We start from the raw sequence: 16,460 nt of genomic DNA, 5'->3' as shown, positions 1-16,460 counted from the left end.
AGATGACGAACATGCTGAACATGCGCCGCGTCCTGACCGACCTGGGCTGCGCCCTGACCGCCGTGCTCGCGACGGCCTGGTCCGCAGCGCCACCGACACAGCCCGCCCCGCCCGCCGCCGCCACGACGGTACGTATCGACGACGGCCTCGTGCGGGGCGCCGCCCACGACGGCTACCGCACCTTCGAGGGCATCCCCTACGCGGCGCCCCCGATCGGCACACTGCGCTGGGCGCCGCCCCACCGCCCGGCCCCCTGGTCCGGGGTGCGCGATGCGACCCGGCCCGCGAGCGCCTGCCCGCAGCCGGCCGGTGAGGTGCCCGGCGGCAGCACCGACGAGGACTGTCTCCACCTGAACGTCACGACGCCCGACGGCGCGCGACCGGCACGCCCCCGGCCGGTGATCGTGTGGCTGCACGGCGGCGGCTTCACCACCGGAGCGGGCAGCTCCTACGACGCCCACCGCATGGCCACCCGCGGCGACGTCGTGGTCGTCACCGTCAACTACCGCCTCGGAGCCCTCGGTTTCCTCGCGCACAGCGGGCTGCCCGGCTCCGGCACCTTCGGCCTTGCCGACCAGCAGGCGGCGCTGCGCTGGGTCCGCGCCGAGATCGGCGCCTTCGGCGGCGACGCGCACAACGTGACGCTGGCCGGCGAGTCGGCGGGCGGCTACAGCGTCTGCGCCCAACTCGCCTCACCCGCCGCCGCGGGCCTCTTCGGCCGGGCGATCATCGAGAGCGGCCCGTGCACAGGCCGCCCCGACCTCCCGTTCGCCCCGTCCTCCGTACCCTTGTCCACGGCGCGCGCCGCGGGCGCGGACCTTGCGGCAAAGGTCGGCTGCGGCTCTGCCCGCGACGTCCTTGCCTGCCTGCGGCGCGTGGACGACGTCTCCCGTCTGCTCGCCGCCCAGGACGTCGATCAACACCCCGCGTACAACACCCCGTTGCTGCCCGAGGACCCCGCTGCGGCGATCGCCGCCGGCCGCTTCCACCGAGTCCCCGTGCTCATCGGCAACAACCGCGACGAGGGCAACGGCTGGGCCGCCGGGATCATCCAGGCCGGCCACCCCGTCACTCCCGACACCTGGCCCGACATGGTGGCCGCCTTCTTCCCCTCTCCGGGACTGGCGAAGGCGATCGTCCGCGAGTATCCGGTGCACCGCACCGACGGGGGCCCGGTGTTCGGCGCGGTCATCGGCGACGCCGACTTCGCCTGCCCGACGGCGCGCGCCGACGGTCTGCTCGCCGCCCATGTGCCCGTCTGGCGCTACGAGTTCGCCGACGAGCACGCCCCGCCGCTCACGCCGGGCACGCCGCCGTTCCCGCTCGGCGCACCGCACGCGAGCGAACTGCCCTACCTGTTCGACTTGGGTGGCCGTCCCTGGGACCTGACCGCGCCACAGCACCGGCTGGCCGACACCATGATCGACTACTGGACCCGCTTCGCCCGCACCGCCGACCCCAACGGCCCGTCGTCACCGCACTGGCCCCGCCAGACGGTGCCGTCCCTGGCACCGGACCACATCGCCCCCACCCACACGACGGGCTCCCGCCATCACTGCGGGTTCTGGAACGCCCTTGGGTGACGACGCGGACGAGACCGGGCGTTCACCCCAGGCCCGGCAGGCTCCGCAGCTCGCTGATCTTCATGATGCGTGCGAGCAGCACGAACACCAGGAGCATCGTGAGACCTCCTGCAGCGAGGCCCAGAGCGGGTGCCCAGGTGGTTGACGTGATGGTGGTGGAGGATGAGCGGGCCACGAACCAGCCCAGCGTTCCCGCGGCGAGGGCAGAGGCCGTCAGCTTGCCGTAGGTGCGGCACAGTCTCTTGCCGTCCAGTCGGCCTTCGAGGCGTCGTCGCAACAGCAGCGCGGTGATGAGCAGGCCGATGGCGTATGAGGCGGCGTAGGCGCCGGCCAGGCCGGTGACGGCCCACCGCGGGGGCATCAGCAGATGGCAGGCGGTGGCCAGGGCGACGTTTGCCGTACTGATCCACACGGCCATCCAGAACGGGGTTCGGGTGTCCTCGAACGCGTAGAAGCCGCGCAGCAGCATGTACTGCGCCGAGAAGGGGATCAGGCCGAGTCCGAAAGCCTGGAGCATCTGGCCCAGCGGCACGATGGACGCCGGATCGGCTGCTCCGTGGGCGAAGATCACCTGCGCCATTTGCGGGCCGAGGGCCACGAAGAAGAAGGCGGCGGGCACGATGACGACGCCGCTGATCCGCAGGGCCCGGGAGAGGTCGCCGCGCATGTCGTCCAGGCGGTGTTCGGCGACGGCCCGGCTCATCCGCGGCAGCAGGGCGGTGACCAGCGAGACAGTGATCACCGACTGCGGCAGCGACCAGATGGTCTGCGCGTAGGTGTAGGCGGAAAAGCCCACGCCGCTCTCGGGCAGTGCCGTGTCCGCGGCGGAGGCGTAGCGGGTCACCACCGTGCTGGCTACGAGGTTGGTCAGGACGAACAGCAGGGTCCAGCGGGCTGCGCTGATGCTCTTGCCCAGGCCTGTGCCGCGCCAGTCGAAACGTGGGCGGAAGCGGAAGCCGGCGGCCCTGGCGAAGGGGATCAGGGCAAGAGCCTGGATCGCCAGGGCGAGTGTGGTGCCCGCGCCGAGCAGCGTGACCTGGGTTTGCGTGATGTCCTGGACGGAGTCCGGGACGGTCATCATGCCGAGGTATACGCCGAACATGGAGATCAGGACGACGTTGTTGAGGACAGGGGTCCACATCATCGCGCCGAACTTGTCCCGGGCGTTGAGCACTTGGCCCAGGATGCTGAACAGTCCGTATAAGAAGATCTGCGGGAGCAGGAACCGCGCGAAGACCACCGTCAGCTGAAACGCTTCGTGGTTGGCCGGTGAGTCGCTCTGATAGAGGCTGATGATCTGCGGCGCCGCCCAAACGGCCAGCAGCGTGCCGGCTCCCAGCACGGACATTGTGAGGGTGACCAGACGCTGCTCGAAGGCCTGTCCGCCATCCGGCTGCTCCACCCTGGCCCTCACCAACTGCGGTACCAGTACGGAGTTCAGCGCACCGCCGATGAGCAGGAAATACAGGCTAGCCGGCACCACGTTGGCCTGGTTGTACGTCGTGGCCAGCAGTCCCGTCCCGAGTGCCCCGGCCTGTAAGACTGTTCTCAGCAGGCCCGTAGCCCGGGACACCACCGTCCCCGCCGCCATCAGCATGGACGAGCGCATCAGCCCGCCCTTTGCCGCGCCAGACTTCGTAGCGGCGTGCCGCCCTCGCTTCTGTTTCCCCGGTAACCGCGTTCTCGCCGCGCCCTGTGTCCCCTCCGCCATGTGCCTAATCTACGGCGTAGAGATCATCATCATGGGCACTGCCCCGGGTTCTCAGGTCGGCCCGCAGTCCCCAGTCGATGCATTGCGGCGAATGGAAACTCCGGGCCGTGGGGTCATGCAGTACGCAGGTGCGTCAGGCCGGGAAGGTCCTCGCTACTCGCTGGCGTCCGGATCGCATAGGGGCCGCAGTCCGCCGGGCAGGTCAGGAAGCTGGAAGGAGTATCAGCCCAGCATGTTGATGTGCTGCCGTACAAACGGCGAGAAGCGGGACACGTCCTCATCGCGGACGCCGAAGCCGTCCGCGCGTAGCTGGTTGACCGCGGCGTCCATGTACCGGGTGGCCTGGTCGTTTACTGGCGGAGACCCCGTTCCGCGCCACAGCACTGCCCCGGTCACTGCGCGGCGGTGAACACCCGCCAACTGGCAGGGGAGAGGCGGAGTATGGATGTGTCGGGGGATGTCTTGGAGTCGCGGACGGCGACGACTCCTGGGAAGATCGCCGCTCGTGAACCGCGCTGACCTGCGAAACGGTGCGGACGGGTGGGCGACTTGATCGGTCACCGGCATCAACCGGAGCATCGTTGCGTACGAACCGGGCCGGCCACGCAACGTCATACCGTCGCGACCTGCACACTCACGTGATCACCGGGACTTTGAAACCGCCCTGAGTCCAGGGGTTGGGCCGGGCAACGTCGCTTCTCCTTCCAGGTTCCAGGCGAGCGCGGCCGACCACGAGTTCAAGCCCACGAATTGCCGAAACTCCGTTGCACGCAAGCGACGTGAGGTCACTCCTGCCTCAACGGAGCTTCTGTACGTTCAGTCACACCCCCGCTGACCGGACGCTCCAAGGGTGCAACCCGACCTCAAGCCGGTTTTCTGAAGCGCCTCGGCGTGGGTTCTGGATTCAGGTGATCGTGGCCGGCACCCAGACTCCCTCCCGAGTCGGCCCGAATGTGACCGACTCCTCCCGGCTGTCGTTGACCCAGCGGTCGTAGGCGCCCACGCCCTCCAATCGGATTCCGAAGTGATACATCGGGTCGGCGAAGACGACGAAGTGGTTCTCAAGCTCGAATTCTGCGCACCTCACTGTTCCGCTGCCCGGCACGGACTCGTTGTTTAGTGCATAGCGAATCCGCGTGATCCGATACTCGGAGTGGGAGTCGGCAAGGAAGGAATCGCCGCAGGAAGCGAGCGTGAACTCCTCGTCCTCGCCCTGGAGCGCCGGAGAGGGTTCCGTCCCTGTGACCAGGCTCATGGCCAACTGTCCGTGGTTGCCGACCGAGTCGAGCCGGAAATATCCCTCGTCAAGGGCCAGGTAGACGCTGTCTGCCAGCGGTGTGAACCGTGGAACGGCTTCATCACGGTCGACGAAGCCGGGTACTTGGACGTCCCGGACCCTCCGCCTGGCCAAGGGCTCGAACATGGAGTGGATCTCATGCACCGACTTGCTCCTCGTAGTACTCACCCGACCATCACGATCTTCAAGTCCATTCCCGCGCCCGACTTGAGGAGCGTCCAGAACTCTCCGAGGGCTTTCAGGACCAGCGTAAGTCCTTCGCCACGGAAGATCAGACCGGGCCCTGCGGTCTTGTTAAGTGTCCCCATTCCCTTATGTGCGAGCTTACCGCTGCGGATCATCTCCAAAAGGTCGATGAGGAACGTCGCACCTTCATCGTCCTTCCATTTCGGATATTTTTCCCGAGGACGTCCTCAAGCAATGACTTGTGGCTGAGGTAGTGCGCTTTGAAGTTCTTGCCGGCGGTGAGGAGAGTCAGGCATGGAATCTTTGGAAAGTCGTCGGACTGGGCGAGCGAACTCGCCATCTGCGCTGTACCGGCCGTCCGGGCGAGTGACTTGTCCAAGCAGGACGGTTTGGGGAACTTTTTCGCCAGTTTGATGATCTGGCGCAGCCGTTCCATGGTCCGCTTGGCCCATTCTGCCTTCTCGAAGAATTTGGCGATGCCCGTCGCCACTCCGGCGCGGCAGGATGTCAACTCGCCTGCTGGCTCCTGTGGTTGGGGCGAGGTGGGTGGACGAGGGTGTCGAGCGCGCCCACGGCCGCGAGGAAATGGGCCGGGCCGCGACGCGATCGTTCTCCCGCGCACCACCAGGAGAACTGTCCGTCGTCCGCATCCCGCGGATGCATGCCCAGGCCATGCTCGGCGCACACGGGCCACACCTTCCACAGAAGCCCGGTGATGGTGTCCTGCGCGGCTTCGGTGACGCTGCCCAGTGCATGGGCAGGGTGGTTCACCGATTCCGGGTACAGGCAATTGCCGTGCCACTCGCCGTTGGCCCGACCGACGTAGACGTGTTCCGGCTCGTCCGCATCGTAGGACGGCATGGCCAGCAGTTGCAGGGGTTCCTGCTCGGGGAGGGTCGCCGCCAGGTCCCGGTTGAGGAGGGCGAGGGCCTGGTCCCATATGGGGTACTCGCCGGGCGGGACCCGACGGGGCTCGGGAGGGTCGAAGAGCGTGCGCATGGGCACCATTCTCCGCCCCGCGGCCACAGCCCCAGGTCGCGCACCAGGTCGTAAGCAGTCGATGCGTGGTGTCGTGGTGTCGTGGTGTCGTGGTGGCACTCATATAGGTTCAGATATAATAACTGCACCTATACAAGCTTGGAGTTTGGTGTGGACAAGCCCGCCGACATGTTCGACCGCGAGTTCGAGTGGGCCGAGCTGACCCGGTTTGCTGCCCTGCCCGGTCCGAGGGCGACGCTCGGTGTGGTCTCCGGCCGTCGTCGTCAGGGCAAGACGTTCCTGCTCGATGCGGTCTCCCGGGCCAGTGGCGGCTTCATGTTCACCGCGACCGAGACCACCGAGGCCGATGCCCTGCGTCAGTTCGGCGAGGCTCTCGCCCGGTACCGGCGCCAGCCCACCCCGTTCCGCTTCGCGCACTGGGACGAGGCGGTCACCGAACTCATGCGCATCGCCGACGCGGGCGGCCCCAGGGTGGCGGTCATCGACGAGTTCCCCTTCCTCGTCAAAGCCTCCCCTTCACTGCCCTCGATCATCCAGCGCGCCCTGGACCCCGCCGCTCAGCACACCAACACTCCCGTGCGTCTGCTGCTGTGCGGCTCCGCGCTGTCCTTCATGGGCAGGCTGCTGTCCGGTAACGCGCCGCTGCGTGGCCGAGCCGGTCTTGAACTCGTGGTACCCACCCTGGACTTCCGCCTCGCGGCCGAGTTCTGGCAGATCGGTGACCCGCGCACCGCGCTGCTGACCAATGCCGTCGTCGGCGGCACGCCTGCCTACCGCCGTGAGTTCACCCAGGGCGACACGCCGGCCGGGCCGGACGACTTCGACGCCTGGGTCGTCCGTGCCGTGCTCAACCCGGCGCGCCCGCTCTTCCGGGAGGCCCGCTACCTTCTCGCCGAAGAGCCCGAACTTCACGACACCGCGCTCTACCACTCCGTACTGGCCGCAATCGCCGCGGGCAACGCCGCTCGTGGTGGCATCGCCGACTACCTGGGGCGCAAGTCCACCGACCTTGCCCACCCGCTGAGCGTTCTCCAGGACGTCGGCATGATCACCCACGAGGCGGATGCATTTCGCCGAAATCGCTCCGCCTACCGCATCGCCGAGCCGCTCGTCACCTTCTACCACGCGGTCATGCGCCCTGCCTGGGGCGACCTGGAACGCCCCGGGCGGGCGCCCGACGTCTGGCGCCGCGCTCAGTCCACCTTCCGCAGCAAAGTCGTCGGCCCGCACTTCGAGCAAATCTGCCGGGAATGGGCCCGCTGGCACGCGGCGTCCGGCACACATGGGGGACACGCCACGAGGGTCGCCGGCGGCACCGTCAACGACCCCGCTGCCAGGACCAGCCATGAGGTCGACGTCGCCGTCCACGGCGAAACCCCCGACGGACGCCAAGCGCTGCTCGCCATCGGAGAGGCGAAGTGGAGCGACGTGATGGGGCTCGGCCACCTGGAGCGGCTCCGGCACATCCGCTCTCTCCTGACCAGGAGCGGCGCGGCCACCGAGACAACACGGCTGTACTGCTTCAGCGGCACCGGCTTCACCGACGAACTGCAGCACCTCGCGAAGGACGACCACACGATCCAACTGATCGACTTGCTCCGCCTCTACCAGGGAGACTGACTTTCTGATCTGCGGGCCGGGGGACACGATCGTCTTCCTACTGCTGGATCCGCAAGCTGTCAGGACGGCACAGCGGGGCAGCTGGTGCCCCGTGGTGGGACTGTCAGGTCGGTGAGGTAGCTGTCCACGGCGTCCTCCATGCACGGGCCGTTGGTGACGCTGCCGTGTCCCTGGCCCTCGTAGGTGAGGAGCACGCCGCTGCGGCCGAGCTGCCGGGCCACCGAGACCGCCCACGGGTAGCCGGTGGCTGGGTCGTGCAGCGCGTTGGACACCAGGATCGGCGGGGCACCGTGTGCGTTCAGGCGGTGCTGCGGGTTGGCGGTCGGCGCGCCCAGACACGCCGCTGCCATGTGGATCGGCAGCAGATACGGCAGGTCAGGTGCGGTCATCTTCGTCATGGCGACGAGCGAGGAGTACTCCGGGTAGTCGCGCACCGGCAGGTGCCAGTCCGAGCAGAAGACCGGGGTGGCCGGATGCAGCGGCGCTATCGAGGTGGGCGACGCGGGCAGCGGCCTGCTCGCGTCCATCCCCGCGATCGCCGTGGCCAGGCCCGCGTAGTCGGCCCCGTAGAACTTCCGGAACGCGATCTTGTTGACCAGGTCCGAGGACGAGAGCGAGGTGCCCGGCTTCGCCGGGTCCTCCAGCTCGCCGCGCCCGGCCCGGGCCAACAGGCCCTGCCAGACGGCGCGGACGTCGCGGCCGTGCAGCGCGCAGTCCGCGGCACCGTCGCACCACTTCACGAACTCCCGGAATGAATCCTCTGCCGTGGCAGCCTCGGACCGCAGGAAGTCACGGGTGGTCGGGACGCTGTGGTCCATGACGCTCTCCAGCACCATCGCGCGCACGCGGCGCGGATAGGTCTCGGCGTACTGCGCGCCCAGCAGTGTGCCGTACGAGCTGCCATGGAAGGTCAGCTTCCGCTCGCCGAGGGCGGCCCGGAGGGCGTCCAGGTCCCGGACCGTCTGGGCGGTGTCAAGGTGGTCGAACACTGGGCCGGTACGGGCCCGGCAGTCGGTACGGAGCCGCCTGTTGTACGCCATGGTGGCGTCGAAGTCCGCCTGGCTCTTCAGCTCTGGTGACGGCCGCTCGGCAAGCAGGTCGCCGGAGCAGGTCACCGGGTTGCTGCCGCCCACGCCGCGCGGATCGAAGCTGACGATGTCGAACCTGCGGCGGACCTCGGGGCTGAACCGGCTGATACGGCGCACCACCATCTCCACACCCGAGTCGCCCGGCCCGCCGGGGCCGAACACCATCGGGCCGACGCGGGCGCCGGGGTCGGTGGCCTTGCGGCGGGCCACGGCCAGGTCGAGTCTCGGCCCGTCCGGGTGGGCCCAGTCGACCGGCACCGCAAGAGTGGCGCACTCGGCTCCCGGCTGCGCCGGATCGTCACACGGTGCCCACCGCAGGGCCCCAGCGAGAGATGGCGACGCGTGGACCGCAGGAGCGGCGGCGACGCCGGTGGTGACGGCCATGGCGGCTCCCACGGCCATGGCCGTGCCCCGCGCGGTGATGCGCCGCAGTGCGGATCTGCCCCTGAACGGCATGGATCCTCCTCGTGAAGAGAGCGGTTGTGTGGCGTGCGGACCCGGCCGGGGCACCGTCTTCACGTTAGGTGCGCTGTTGCCCATGTGGTGCCCTTGTCAGGGGCTTTTCCGGGTCGGGTCGGGGACCGCTCAGGGGCGCTCGGGGGCGATCGGGGCGCAGGGCGAAAACCGGTCAGGGTCGGGTCAACTCTGTTGGCAGGGCGGCCGGTTGTTCCTCAGTCCCGGCGGATCAGTTCCGGGTCGATACGGCGGCCCACCAGCGGCAATGAGCCCACTGCGGCCGTCGCCACCACGCCTGCGGTGGCGAGGGTCAGCAGGGGGATGCCTGCCAGGTCCCAGCGGATGGTGCCGCCACCGGTGATCAGGTAGCTGGACTCGGCGAGTTTGCCCGTCAGCAGGGCCAGGATCAGGCCGAGGCCCAGTGGCAGCACGACCTGGGCGCACTGTACGGCCCGCATGGTTCTCGCCCGTGCGCCGATCAGGGTGACGGCGGTGACCTGCGCGCGGCGCTCGACGGCGCGGTCGGTGACGGACACGAGGAAGGCGGCCACCCCGATGACCAGGCCCATGATCATGCCCAGGGTCATGAGGGTCTCGACCACGGAGATCTGCTCAAGGCCCTGGACGTTCAGCCCGACGAGTTCGATCTCGGCGATCGGGACGACGGCGGCGATGCCGTCGAGGACACCGCGCACCTGGCCGGGGTTCGAGCTGCTGGTGAGGAGGAGCTCCGCGTCGCGTGGGTTTGCCTCGGCGGGCAGCGCGGACGGTGGGACCAGCAGCACGGCGTTGCCGACGGCGGAGGCCGAGTACGCGCTGTAGACGATCCGCTCCGCGGGGAGGGTGACGTTCAGGTTCTCGGCCTTGCCTCCGTCGAGGCGGAAGCGGAACGACGTACCGGGTTGAAGATCGGATCCCAGGCTCGAGTTGGGGTCGACCAGCCGCATCACTTGGCCGTCCACACAGCCCTCGGAGCGCCGGGTCATACGGTCCAGCTGGGCGCAGGTGGCCACCAGGGCCGTGGCCGACGACGCGAGGGCCGCATCGGGCCGGCCCGCGTGGTCCGCGTTCAGGTCGACCCAGGAGTTCATCATGACGGCGTGCGTGCGTACGCCTGACACGGCTGCGAGGTCCCGCTGCTGCTGTGCGTCGAGTCCCGACAGCGGAAGGGAGTAGTCCTGCACGGGACCGGACGGGCGGGTGACCTGCTCCAACTGGATGAGGACGCCCTGGGCGAGCGAGGCGGCGTAGACGAGGAGCACGAGGCCGGTGACGACCCGCATGGTGCTTCCCGGCTCCGCCTCGTTGCGCCGCATCGCCAGATTGAGCGTCAGGGACTGGGTGGACCTCGCCAGTCGGCCGGCCAGTGCGTACGAGAGCAGGGGCAGGGTCAGCACGAGTCCTACGCCGGTCAGCACGACCCCGGCGACCACGAGCAGCGCGTTCGGGCCGTCACTCGAGGCGGGGCGTCCCATCAGGCCCGTGGCGCAGAAGCCGCACACGATGCCCAGGCCGGCGAGCAGCAGCAGACCGCCCCATTTGGAAGGCGGTCGCGGTACCGCCGTACGCCGTACCGCCAGGGGGTTGGCGGTCGCGTCCCGCACGCTCCTGCGGCCGACGAACCAGGCGAGGGCCGGGCAGCCGATCAGGCAGACGGCGATGGTGGTCGCGGACAGGGCGCCGTCGCCCGGGTACCACCTCAGGCCGGGCAGACCGGCTCTTGACATCACCTGGTTGAGGAGCCAGTACTCGCCGAGTCCCAGCACCGCGCCGAGCAGTGCCGCGACGACGGTCTCGGCGGCGTTCACGCGCTGGGTGCCCTTGATGCTCAGGCCCAGCAGCCGCAGTGCCGCCAGGCGGCGCATACGGCTGGCGGCGGAGAGACGGGCGCAGACCGACAGGAAGATTCCCAGGGGCAGCAGAACCAGTGTGGCCAGCGCGAACCGTACGTCGGTGAGGGTGGACGGGTCGACGGCCGGGAACGGGGCGTAGCTGTAACCGAACCCCTTCAGGGTCCGGCCCTCGTCGGCGATCCGGGCGCGATCGGTTCCGACGTAGGCGTAGAGCTCGTCGGGATGAGCGAGTCCGGCCGGGCGGATCACGCCCGCCTCGCGACCCGGCAGCAGGGCCTTGACGGCAGGTGCCTCACGCAGCAGGTCGTGCACCCGTGGGGAGACGAACACCTCGCCGGGAGAAGGCAGTTCACTCAGTCCGGGCGGAGTGGACTGCGGTCCCTGGACTCCCCGGGCTCCCCGGGCGACGAACACCCGGGTGAACGACTTGGAGCCGTAGGCGTCGTTGCGCTGCAGGACGAGGGTGCCGTCCGCCGGCCCCTTCGCGGAGGTGACGGGCTGCCGGGCGGCGGCACGGCCGTCGTGCGCGTCGAGGATCGCCGGGACGGTGAGGACGAGGGCGAGGCAGCAGACCCCGATGGAACCGCCGACGGCCATCAGGAAGAAACGGATGCGGTTGCCGCGCCCCGCGCCGAACAGCAGGCGCAGACCGAACAGGAATTCCCTCACACCGCACCCCGCGGGCTCAGGACTCCGTCAGCCATCGTGTAGTGGGTGTCGGCCTGCGCGGCGATGGCGTGGTCGTGTGTCACCAGAAGGACGGCGGTTCCCTGCGACCGGGCCAGGCCGAGGAATTCCTTGAGTACGGCGGAGGCGTTGGCGCTGTCGAGCGATCCCGTCGGCTCGTCCGCGAAGACGATCGCGGGCCGGTGCACCAGGGAACGGGCGACCGCGACGCGCTGGCTCTGCCCGCCGGAGACCTGTCCGGGACGGCGCTCACGCAGGTCGCCGAGTCCGAGGCGCTCGAGCACCTCGCCGGCTGCCGCGAGGGCGGGACCCTTGCGCTGCCCGGCCAGCCGCAGGGGCAGGGCGGTGTTCTCCTCGACGGTGAGTTCCGGCAGCAACTCGCCGTACTGGAAGACGAATCCGAAGCGTTCCCGGCGGAGAGTGCTGATCTCGTCGTCGGAGAGATCGCCGAGCGTCCGCCCTTCGAACCGCACCTGACCGCGAGTGGCGGGGAGGACACCGGCGAGACAGTAGAGGAGCGAGGACTTGCCGGAACCGCTCTGCCCGGTGATCGCCACGACCTCCCCGGGGGACACTGAGAGATGGGCATCACTGACGGCCGACTGATTGCCATAGGAAAGGTCAACTCCTGTGGCAACGAGGATTTCTGACATGCTGTTGGCTTCCCCCAAAGAAGCGTGCGGGCCCAAGAAGATGTCCTGGGCCCGCGGTTTTGCAGAAGTGACCGACTACTTCTGGTAGTGCTTGGTCTCCGAGCAGTTGTCAGGGTTCAGCGAGCCCTTGTCACGGCAGACGCGTATGTACGCGTCGTCCGTGTACTGGGCGGCACCGTCCCAGTTCAGCTGGTCGAAGGAGACGGAGCTCTTCTGCTTGCCGTTGTAGCGGCTCCAGTCGTAGCCCTCGACCCGCACCTGCATGTAGACGTTGTGCCCGTCACCGTTGTCGGTGTCGTTGAGCTTGCCCTCCCACTCGAAGGCACCGTGGTTCTGCCCCGAGGGCCAGAACGTGTACGAGCCACCCGTGAAGGATGCGCCCCCCGTGGTGAGCGTCGGAATGGTGTGCCACGAGACCGCCATCGCGCTCCCGGCGCCCAGGGCGAAGATCCCGCCGGCGAGCACGCCAACTGCCAACTTGCGCATTGTTTCTCCCGTTTTGTTTCACCCTGGCTGGTCGTTGTGCCTCCAGGGGCGCGGATGAAAGTAACAGGAGCAACGACGAGTGAGCCTGGGGTAAACCCGGGGACTGTTCCGGTTTGGCTGGTTTCACTAAAGATCTTCACCCGACCATCACGCTTTGCACTTCGAAAGCTACCTGATGCCCGCTTCGTGATCGAGCCGGTGCACGGGCAACTCCGCCGCCAGGGCACGGCGTTGATCTGCCTCCTGCCGGTACTCCTTGGGTGACATCCCGTAGGCGGTGCGGAAGGCCCGGGTGAAGTCGGACGGGCGCGGGTAGCCCCAGCGGGCGGCGATGACGTGGATCGGCGTACAGCGCAGCGAGCCGTTCGCGAGGTCGCGGTGGGCGTTTTCCAGGCGTCGGCGGCGGATCCAGGCGGCGACCGTTTCGCCCTGTGCCTGCTGCTGGAAGATGCGGTGCAGATAGCTGAGCGAGATGTTGTGGGCGGCGGCGATCACCGGCGGGGTCAGTTCCGGGTCGTGCAGGTTCTGGTGGACGAACGTGCGGATACGTTCCGTCAGGGCCTGCTGGCGGGTCTCCGGAGACAGGGCGGCCTCCGCGTCGAGCAGTTGGCCGAGCCAGGCCGACAGCAGGTCGAGGACGACCGTGCCCAGGCGGGGTGCGTCAGCGGGCTTGAGGGTGTCGGCCTGGCGGTCCAGGCCGGTGAGGAAGTCCGCCAGCAGGGCGCCGATGCCCTCGTCCCCCGACAGGCGCCGGTTCAGCAACTCCCGTACCCGGTGCGGCGGCAGGGGCAGCAGCGCCTTGGGTATGTCCAGGCCCACACCCCGGACGACCCGGCGTTCCCGGTCGTCCGCCGGCCGGAAGTCGTAGGGCCGCGAACTGTCGGCCAGGTGCAGGTCACGTGGGTTGAACGTGGTGGTCCGCCCGGCGTGGTCGAGGCCCATCCCGCCGTCGAGCATCAGCGTCAGGTGATACAGCTCGCGGTCGCACTGGCGCACCATTTTCGGGCTCCGCAGAAAACGCGTCGGCAGGAACGACACCTGCATCACGGTCGCCGGCCCCAGCTCCAACAGCCGTAGCTCTCCCCAGAAATCGGCGGAGTGGGTGCTGATGAAATCGTTGGAGCGTGTCCGGGCGATCAGTTCCCGCCAGTAGTCGAACCTGTCCGCCGCAGGCACGTCCTCGCTCCGGAACACCGTCCCGATCATTCCGTTCCCCACCGATCCCCTGCCGAACACTCCCGTCGTCATCCTTAACACGGGCGGCGCGAGGCACCTGGGTCCCCAACCAACTTTTTACGGCAACCAACCTCTTACGGCGCCGCAGTGCTGCCCGGTGTCGCCGTGGGCCCAGCCACGCTCGCCGACGGCGAGATCCCCGCCGGAGTCGGCGCTGTCGAAGCCGCCGGGGAGAACACCGGCGTCGCGGCGACCGAGGCGCCCGGCTCCTCGGTGGGCGCTTGGCTCGGGGAGTCGAGCTCCTCGGTGGGCTCCTCGACGGGTGCTTCGTCGGGGGCGTCGGACGCTCCGCTCGGGTCGGTGCTGGCGGGTTCGGACGGCTGCGGGGTGGCGGGTGACGGCGAGCGGTCGGCGGGGGGTGTCGCCGGGCTCGTCGGGACGGGCGGGGCCATCGGGACCGTCGGGGAGCGGGGGGTCTCGGACGAGGTCATCAGGTTCAGGGGGAGCGCGATGAGGGCGGCGACGGCGCAGACCATGCCCACTCCGGCCGCCGTACGGACTCGGCGGCGGCGGGTCGCGGTGCGGCGGATCTCCTCGTAGCGGCCCGGCGCCGCGCCCAGGTAGGTGGGCGTGGGGGCGAGCAGGATCAGGAGGGGGTCGTCGGGGTCGTGGTCGGGACCGGGCGGGTCGAATTCCGGGTCGTCGTCAAACCGTGTGGTCAAGGCTTTTCCTCAGGTGGGCGCGGAGCAGTTCACGGGCCGCGTGGAGGTCGGCCTTGATGGTTCCTTCCTTGCGTCCGGTCAGGGCGGACACGTCCCGGATCGGCATGTCAGCGTAGTAGTGGAGGAGTATCGGGACGCGTAGTCGTTCCGGCAGCGACTGTACGAGGAGGCGTACGGACGGGTCCGACGGGTCGGTGTGGGGGCGCAGGGCCGCTTCCGTGGTCACGTGCCGCATGGCCTTGCGTTCGCGTTCCAGTTTGCGCCAGTGGTCCCGGACGATGTTGGCCGCCGTCACATAGAGGAAGCCGCGCGGCTCCTCCACCGATGTCCAGCGCGCCCACAGGCGGGTGAACGCCTCCGAGGCGATCTCGTGGGCCGTCTCGTCGTCGTCGACGAGCCGGCGGCACCAGCCGGCCAGGCGTGGATAGAGGGCAGCGAACAGCTCGGACGCTGCCTTGTCGCGGGACCGTTTCAACGCTCTCCATGGTGCCGTTGCCACGGATGTGGCACTCGTGGGGGAGGACGACGGGCCGGCGGCGTACGTTCCGGCGGCCCGCCATCCTTTCTGTTCAAGCACGTTCAAGCACGTTCAAGTACGTTCACGGGCTCGTCGACGACGTCAGCGCGGCGAAGACGATCACGTTGTCGAGGTAGCCGCTCTCGTCCTTTGGGCCGCCGCACGTGATGAGCCGAAGCTCCGGGCGGCTCACGTTCCCGTAGACGTCGTCGGCCGGGAAGTCGGCCTTGGCCACCGTCCGTACGGAGGTGACCGCGAACTCGGTCTCCGTGCCGTTCTCCAGGCGCGCCACGATTTTCTCGCCCCGGCGCAGCCGCGTGAGGTCGTGGAAGACGCCGTCCCCGTACGCGCCGACCGTGACATGCCCGAGGATCACCGACGGGCCGGTCTGACCGGGCGTCGGCGAGTGTTCGTACCAGCCGGCCTGGTCGTGATCGGTGACCGGAGGCACCTGCACGGTGCGGTCGGACGCCAGCCCGAGCCGCATGACCGGGGTGTCGACGCCGATGACCGGGATCCGGAGTCGGACGGGGGCCGAACGGCCCACCGCCCGGGCGGAGTTCGCGGACGTGTGCTGACCAGAGGTCGACTGCGGCTTACCGGAGGTCGAGCGTGGCGCGCTGCCGCCGGGGCTCGCGGTCCCTGTCGTCCGTACGCCCCCGGCGCCGGAGGAACAGCCCACGAGCAGCGAGGCAGCGGCAGCCGTGGCTCCCGTACCGAACGCGCGCCTGGAGAGCACGGTCACGCGCCGGTCGTCCGCCGACGGCGTACGACGAACACCGCGGCGCCACCCACGGCGAACGCGGCGGCGGCAGCGCCCCCGCCGATCAGCGTCCCCGGCGTTCCGGAGTCCGTCGACGTCGGCGTCACACCGGTGTTGGGGGCGCCCTTCGGAACCTCGGCGATCTGGGCGTCGGTGGTGGGAGCGTCGCCGGGAACCGGGGAGGCTTCCTCGGCCGGGACCTGGGTCGGTGCGGTGCTCGGCTCCTGGGGCGCCTCGGTCGGCGCCTCGCTCGGCTCCGGGGTGGCCTCGGTCGGCGCGGTGCTGGGGACCGGGGTCGGGCTCGTGCCGTCGGCGAACGCGGGTGCGGTGCCCGCGAGTACGGCGGTGGCCGCGAGTGCCACGGCGCTGAGGACGGTACGGCGCACGGTACGGCGCATGGAATCGCTCTCTTTCGTCGTCCGCCCCGAACCGCGCCCGGATGAGGGCGGGTTGGGCTGGGCGGGCTGAGTGACGGATCGAGGGGAGAGACGAGTCGGCGGCCGAACGGGTTGTAAAGAGATGGCAAAGTCGTCAGGTGGTCGGCAGAGGGCGGCGGCGGGGATGGTGAGCGGCGGCTCGGGTTGCCCAGACGTACCCCACGGGTTTACCCGTACCTACGCCACAGGTTTACAGGCACTCCTACCAGTGCGGGATGGCATCAAG

17 protein-coding genes and 1 pseudogene are annotated in these 16,460 nt (G+C 69.2%); 2 read left to right on the top strand and 16 right to left on the bottom strand.

The window, feature by feature from the left end:
• Window positions 1–2: 2 nt before the first annotated feature.
• The gene (locus OG734_RS20115) at window positions 3–1,583 is read left to right on the top strand and encodes a carboxylesterase/lipase family protein (protein WP_330288909.1); all 1,581 of its coding nucleotides are present in this window, start codon (window positions 3–5) and stop codon (window positions 1,581–1,583) included.
• A 22-nt stretch (window positions 1,584–1,605) separates the two neighbouring features.
• Here OG734_RS20115 and murJ read toward each other — a convergent pair whose 3' ends face one another.
• The 7 genes and pseudogenes from murJ to OG734_RS20085 all read right to left on the bottom strand — a co-directional run bounded on the left by murJ (window position 1,606) and on the right by OG734_RS20085 (window position 5,776).
• Entirely contained in the window at window positions 1,606–3,294 is a 1,689-nt protein-coding gene (murJ, locus tag OG734_RS20110; RefSeq protein WP_443064879.1) for a murein biosynthesis integral membrane protein MurJ, read from the bottom strand.
• A gap of 153 nt (window positions 3,295–3,447) precedes the next feature.
• Window positions 3,448–3,633, bottom strand: a pseudogene (locus OG734_RS47975) (Tn3 family transposase); the annotation flags it as partial.
• A gap of 53 nt (window positions 3,634–3,686) precedes the next feature.
• Window positions 3,687–3,791, bottom strand: a complete 105-nt coding sequence (locus OG734_RS47970; protein ID WP_443065092.1) for a DUF397 domain-containing protein — start codon at window positions 3,789–3,791, stop codon at window positions 3,687–3,689.
• Between the two features lie 407 nt (window positions 3,792–4,198).
• Entirely contained in the window at window positions 4,199–4,735 is a 537-nt protein-coding gene (locus OG734_RS20100) for a hypothetical protein (protein WP_330288906.1), read from the bottom strand.
• Window positions 4,736–4,755: 20 nt separating this feature from the next.
• Window positions 4,756–4,932, bottom strand: a complete 177-nt coding sequence (locus tag OG734_RS20095; protein ID WP_330288905.1) for a hypothetical protein — start codon at window positions 4,930–4,932, stop codon at window positions 4,756–4,758.
• Entirely contained in the window at window positions 4,929–5,267 is a 339-nt protein-coding gene (locus OG734_RS20090; RefSeq protein WP_330288904.1) for a hypothetical protein, read from the bottom strand. Before OG734_RS20090 ends, OG734_RS20095 begins: the two co-directional genes overlap by 4 nt.
• 17 nt (window positions 5,268–5,284) lie before the next feature.
• A complete protein-coding gene (locus OG734_RS20085) occupies window positions 5,285–5,776 on the bottom strand; it encodes a hypothetical protein (protein ID WP_330288903.1) in 492 nt (163 codons plus the stop codon).
• Window positions 5,777–5,944: 168 nt separating this feature from the next.
• Between OG734_RS20085 and OG734_RS20080 the strand changes: the two genes are divergently transcribed.
• Window positions 5,945–7,396 carry an AAA family ATPase gene (locus OG734_RS20080; protein WP_330293721.1) on the top strand — a complete coding sequence of 484 codons (1,452 nt, stop codon included), beginning with the start codon at window positions 5,945–5,947 and terminating at the stop codon, window positions 7,394–7,396.
• 59 nt (window positions 7,397–7,455) lie between these two features.
• Here the strand turns inward: OG734_RS20080 and OG734_RS20075 are convergent, their stop codons facing one another.
• From OG734_RS20075 to OG734_RS20035, 9 genes are all read right to left on the bottom strand, one after another.
• Window positions 7,456–8,940, bottom strand: a complete 1,485-nt coding sequence (locus OG734_RS20075; RefSeq protein WP_330288902.1) for an alpha/beta hydrolase — start codon at window positions 8,938–8,940, stop codon at window positions 7,456–7,458.
• A gap of 215 nt (window positions 8,941–9,155) precedes the next feature.
• Window positions 9,156–11,462: an ABC transporter permease gene (locus OG734_RS20070; protein ID WP_330288901.1), complete on the bottom strand. Its 2,307-nt coding sequence runs from the start codon at window positions 11,460–11,462 to the stop codon at window positions 9,156–9,158.
• Window positions 11,459–12,133, bottom strand: a complete 675-nt coding sequence (locus OG734_RS20065) for an ABC transporter ATP-binding protein (RefSeq protein WP_330288900.1) — start codon at window positions 12,131–12,133, stop codon at window positions 11,459–11,461. The genes OG734_RS20070 and OG734_RS20065 overlap by 4 nt, the downstream gene beginning before the upstream one ends.
• A 75-nt stretch (window positions 12,134–12,208) precedes the next feature.
• Window positions 12,209–12,619, bottom strand: a complete 411-nt coding sequence (locus tag OG734_RS20060; RefSeq protein ID WP_330288899.1) for a hypothetical protein — start codon at window positions 12,617–12,619, stop codon at window positions 12,209–12,211.
• 168 nt (window positions 12,620–12,787) lie between these two features.
• Window positions 12,788–13,825, bottom strand: a complete 1,038-nt coding sequence (locus tag OG734_RS20055; protein WP_330288898.1) for a helix-turn-helix domain-containing protein — start codon at window positions 13,823–13,825, stop codon at window positions 12,788–12,790.
• A 104-nt stretch (window positions 13,826–13,929) separates the two neighbouring features.
• Window positions 13,930–14,517, bottom strand: a complete 588-nt coding sequence (locus OG734_RS20050) for a hypothetical protein (protein ID WP_330288897.1) — start codon at window positions 14,515–14,517, stop codon at window positions 13,930–13,932.
• Window positions 14,501–14,992, bottom strand: a complete 492-nt coding sequence (locus OG734_RS20045; RefSeq protein ID WP_330288896.1) for an RNA polymerase sigma factor — start codon at window positions 14,990–14,992, stop codon at window positions 14,501–14,503. Before OG734_RS20045 ends, OG734_RS20050 begins: the two co-directional genes overlap by 17 nt.
• A 124-nt stretch (window positions 14,993–15,116) precedes the next feature.
• Window positions 15,117–15,779 (bottom strand): class F sortase, encoded by a 663-nt coding sequence (locus tag OG734_RS20040; protein WP_330288895.1) that lies wholly within the window; start codon window positions 15,777–15,779, stop codon window positions 15,117–15,119.
• Entirely contained in the window at window positions 15,776–16,183 is a 408-nt protein-coding gene (locus tag OG734_RS20035) for a sortase-dependent protein (RefSeq protein WP_330293720.1), read from the bottom strand. The genes OG734_RS20040 and OG734_RS20035 overlap by 4 nt, the downstream gene beginning before the upstream one ends.
• Window positions 16,184–16,460: the final 277 nt, after the last annotated feature.

Origin of the sequence: Streptomyces sp. NBC_00576, from assembly GCF_036345175.1 — a bacterium.
GTDB lineage: Bacteria > Actinomycetota > Actinomycetes > Streptomycetales > Streptomycetaceae > Streptomyces.
Note: the sequence above shows the minus strand (reverse complement) of the source record. Positions and strands in the feature narration are given on the sequence as shown.

Coding starts and splice junctions, on each gene's coding strand:
- OG734_RS20080 (WP_330293721.1), top strand. CDS start 5,945: ATGTTCGACCGCGAGTTCGAGTGGGCCGAGCTGACCCGGTTTGCTGCC.
- OG734_RS20055 (WP_330288898.1), bottom strand. CDS start 13,825: ATGATCGGGACGGTGTTCCGGAGCGAGGACGTGCCTGCGGCGGACAGG.
- OG734_RS20085 (WP_330288903.1), bottom strand. CDS start 5,776: ATGCGCACGCTCTTCGACCCTCCCGAGCCCCGTCGGGTCCCGCCCGGC.
- OG734_RS20065 (WP_330288900.1), bottom strand. CDS start 12,133: ATGTCAGAAATCCTCGTTGCCACAGGAGTTGACCTTTCCTATGGCAAT.
- OG734_RS20115 (WP_330288909.1), top strand. CDS start 3: ATGACGAACATGCTGAACATGCGCCGCGTCCTGACCGACCTGGGCTGC.
- OG734_RS20060 (WP_330288899.1), bottom strand. CDS start 12,619: ATGCGCAAGTTGGCAGTTGGCGTGCTCGCCGGCGGGATCTTCGCCCTG.
- OG734_RS20095 (WP_330288905.1), bottom strand. CDS start 4,932: ATGATCCGCAGCGGTAAGCTCGCACATAAGGGAATGGGGACACTTAAC.
- OG734_RS20075 (WP_330288902.1), bottom strand. CDS start 8,940: ATGCCGTTCAGGGGCAGATCCGCACTGCGGCGCATCACCGCGCGGGGC.
- murJ (WP_443064879.1), bottom strand. CDS start 3,294: ATGGCGGAGGGGACACAGGGCGCGGCGAGAACGCGGTTACCGGGGAAA.